A 3,206-nucleotide genomic window follows, 5' to 3' on the forward strand; every position below is an offset into this window, starting at 1 on the left:
GGCACGGCTTTCGCTGTTCAACTACGCCCACCTGCCGACGCGCTTCGCCCCCCAGCGGCGCATCGACGCGGCCGAGCTGCCCGGCGCCGACGAGAAGCTCGCCATTCTGCGCAGAAGTATCGAGATGCTCGACCGGGCGGGCTACGTGCACATCGGCATGGATCACTTCGCCCGCCCCGAGGACAGCCTGGCCATCGCCCGGCAAAACGGTACGCTCCAGCGCAATTTCCAAGGCTACTCGAGCCATGCCCAGTGCGACCTGATCGGCCTCGGGGTGTCGGCGATCTCGCGGGTGGACGACGTCTACGCCCAGAACCCGGTGCGTCTGGACGACTACGCCGCCGCCCTCGACGACGGGCGCCTTGCGACCTGCAAGGGCCTGCGCCTGAATGACGACGACCTGATCCGGCGCGAGGTGATCGAGCGGCTGATGTGCGACATGCGCATCGACCTTGCCGCCATCGGCGAGCGCTTCGCGATAGACGCGGCGAGCTACTTCGCGACGTCCCTCGCTGCCCTGGATCAGGCCGAGCGTGACGGCCTGCTCACCCGTGACGGGCTTGTCCTCGAAGCGACCCCGGTGGGCCGGCTTTTGATCCGCCATCTGGCGATGGCGTTCGATACCACCCTGACACAGCAGTCCCCCGCGCGGTACTCTAGGATTTTGTAACCTGGGTTCGACCACGTCGCGGGTATAAAAAAGGAGAAGGTGATGCCGATTTCCGCCAGCCAGCGCCGCTCGCTTGCACAAGCGCCGCGCTGCCAGACCTGCAGCCTGAGTTCGCTGTGCCTGCCTCTGGCGCTGCAGATCGAGGATATCAGCCAGTTCGATGCGATCATCCGCCGCCGCGCGCCGCTGAAGAAGGGCGAGGCGCTGTTTCACCAGGGCGAGCGCTTCTCGAGCGTCTTCGCGGTGCGTTCGGGGAGCCTCAAGCAGGTGACCAGCGAGGGCAACGGAGAAGACCAGCTCACCAACTTCTACCTGCCGAGCGAACTGGTGGGCCTCGACGGCATCGACGACGAGTGCTACCCGGGCAGCGTCGTGGCGCTCGAGACCACCACGGTGTGCGAGATTCCCTTCAAGCACCTGGATGCGCTTTCCGAGGAGCTTCCCGAGCTTCGGGGCCAGCTCTATCGCAGCATGAGCAAGGAGCTGCGCGACGACCGGCGCATGATGCGCCTGCTCTCGCGCAAGACCGCCGACCAGCGCCTGGCCACCTTTCTCACGACGCTGTCGGACCGCTTTCGCCGCCGCGGCTACTCGCCCTACAGCTTCCGCCTCTCGATGGCGCGGGCGGACATCGGCAACTACCTGGGGCTCGCGGTGGAAACCGTCAGCCGTATCCTGAGCCGGCTGCAGAGCCAGCAGGTGGTGGCGGTGTCCGGTCGCGAGGTGAACATTCTCGACATGCCGAGGCTGATCACCCTGGCCGACGAAGAGACGCCGACCTAGACGTTGAAGGCCTGGATGCGCCCGGCCATGAGCTCGGCCTGGCGCTCTTCGAGCCGCTGGAAATCGAACAGCGCACGGTCGGCGAGCTGCGAGGGCGAAACGTTGGTGACCGCCCTGAACATGCTCTCAAGCCGGCCCGGGTACTTCCTGTCCCACTCGGCGAGCATCGCCTTGACGTTCTGGCGCTGCATGTTGGGCTGCGAGCCGCACAGGTTGCAGGGGATGATCGGAAATTCCATCAGCCGCGAGAACTCGGCGATGTCCGCCTCCTTGCAGTAGGCAAGCGGGCGGATGACGATGTTCTTGCCGTCGTCGGACAGAAGCTTCGGCGGCATCGCCTTGAGCGAGCCGCCGAAGAACATGTTCAGAAACAGCGTCTCGAGAATGTCCTCACGGTGGTGGCCAAGCGCGATCTTGGTCGCGCCGATCTCCTCGGCGAAGCCGTAGAGCGAGCCCCGGCGCAGCCGTGAGCAGAGCGCGCAGGTGGTCTTGCCCTCCGGCGTCTTCTCCTTGACCACCGAGTAGGTGTCGCGCTCGAGGATGTGGTACTCCACGCCCTGGGCGTCGAGGTAGCGCGGCAGCACGTGCTCGGGAAAGCCCGGCTGCTTCTGGTCGAGATTCACCGCCACCAGCGAGAAGTTCACCGGGGCGTTGCGCTGCAGGCTGCGCAGGATCTCGAGCATCGTGTAGCTGTCCTTGCCGCCGGACAGGCACACCATCACCCGGTCACCCTCGTCGATCATGTTGTAATCGAGGATGGCGTTGCCCACCTCGCGACGCAGCCGCTTCTGCAACTTGTTGAATTCGCGCTTCTGCTTGGCGTCGTGGTCCGCCGACGCGCTCACTAAGGCGGGGTCGGCAACGACGGGATCGAAATGATCGGGCTGCTGCATGTCGGACTGCTGCATGGTATGGGCACTGCCGGTGATGGAGACGAAGGGCGCCATTCTAGCAAGTCTGCCCGTGTCACCCAATACGCTAGGCGTGCAGGGCAGCGTCGCGCTGCAGGCGCATGTAGAGAAGCGCGCAGGCGCTCGCCTCGCCGAGCAGCGACGCCCCGCCGGGCGCGGGCAGCCGGGAGCGGGCGAGGGCCTCGCCGAAGCTTGCCGGGCCCATGGGCTCCAGGTGGGAGCGACGCAGGGTGCGCTGGTAGAGCTTAGCGACGTCCACCTGGGTGTTGGGCAGCTCGAACCCGAGCCGGTCGCTCAACAGCCGATTGATGGGCGCCATGGCGTCGCAAAGCCCCCACCCCACCACCGGACGATTGCCGATGAACTCGGTCAGCGCGCCGACGTTTTCCGCGCTCGCCGGAAGCAGCGCCGTGGTGCCGTGACGCTGGAGCGTCGCATGCCGCGTGCGGTCCGGGTCGGCCAGGGTGGTCGCCCAGGCGCTGCGGGTGTGCACGCGGCGCTCGTCGAAGACCACTGCCGCCACGCTGAGGATGTCGGCGTCGGCGGTGCGCAACGCCAGCGCCACCAGTTCCTTGCCCAGATAGGGGTGAAACAGCCACTCGAAGGGCGTGCCCATGCAGCGGCGCCGGTCGCTTTCGCGCTTGAACACCGTGCGCAGCGAGCCGCCGAAGAGGGCGAAGTGTCGATCCATGAAACGCATGCCGCTATGAGTACTCCAGGTGGTAACGGTGGCTCAGGCGCGCCTTGAACTCCTTGACGATGTGCAGCGCCTCGCGAAGCAGATCGCGCTCGAGCGACGACAGCGACTGCACCACCACGCGATTGGTCGGGGTGCCGGCACC

At 66.3% G+C, this 3,206-nt stretch carries 4 protein-coding genes and 1 pseudogene; 2 read left to right on the forward strand and 3 right to left on the reverse strand.

What is annotated here, in order from left to right:
* Together BIS11_RS13675 and fnr are read left to right on the forward strand one after the other, a co-directional pair.
* A pseudogene (locus BIS11_RS13675) lies at window positions 1-670 on the forward strand (coproporphyrinogen III oxidase); the annotation flags it as partial.
* 42 nt (window positions 671-712) lie between these two features.
* Complete coding sequence (fnr, locus tag BIS11_RS13680; protein ID WP_253423560.1) at window positions 713-1,453, forward strand: fumarate/nitrate reduction transcriptional regulator Fnr; 741 nt, start codon at window positions 713-715, stop codon at window positions 1,451-1,453.
* On the opposite strand, the gene ttcA is transcribed toward fnr, so the two are convergent.
* The 3 genes from ttcA to BIS11_RS18585 form a co-directional block, all read right to left on the reverse strand.
* Window positions 1,450-2,400 carry a tRNA 2-thiocytidine(32) synthetase TtcA gene (ttcA, locus tag BIS11_RS13685; protein ID WP_253423563.1) on the reverse strand — a complete coding sequence of 317 codons (951 nt, stop codon included), beginning with the start codon at window positions 2,398-2,400 and terminating at the stop codon, window positions 1,450-1,452. The two genes, fnr and ttcA, sit on opposite strands and share 4 nt — an antisense overlap.
* Before the next feature lie 31 nt (window positions 2,401-2,431).
* Complete coding sequence (locus BIS11_RS13690) at window positions 2,432-3,064, reverse strand: DNA polymerase III subunit epsilon (protein ID WP_253423565.1); 633 nt, start codon at window positions 3,062-3,064, stop codon at window positions 2,432-2,434.
* A gap of 4 nt (window positions 3,065-3,068) precedes the next feature.
* Window positions 3,069-3,206 (reverse strand): putative nucleotidyltransferase substrate binding domain-containing protein (locus BIS11_RS18585; RefSeq protein ID WP_301286469.1); only part of this gene is annotated, 138 nt, incomplete at its 5' end.

Source organism: Halomonas sp. 707D4 (genome assembly GCF_024158685.1).
GTDB lineage: Bacteria > Pseudomonadota > Gammaproteobacteria > Pseudomonadales > Halomonadaceae > Vreelandella.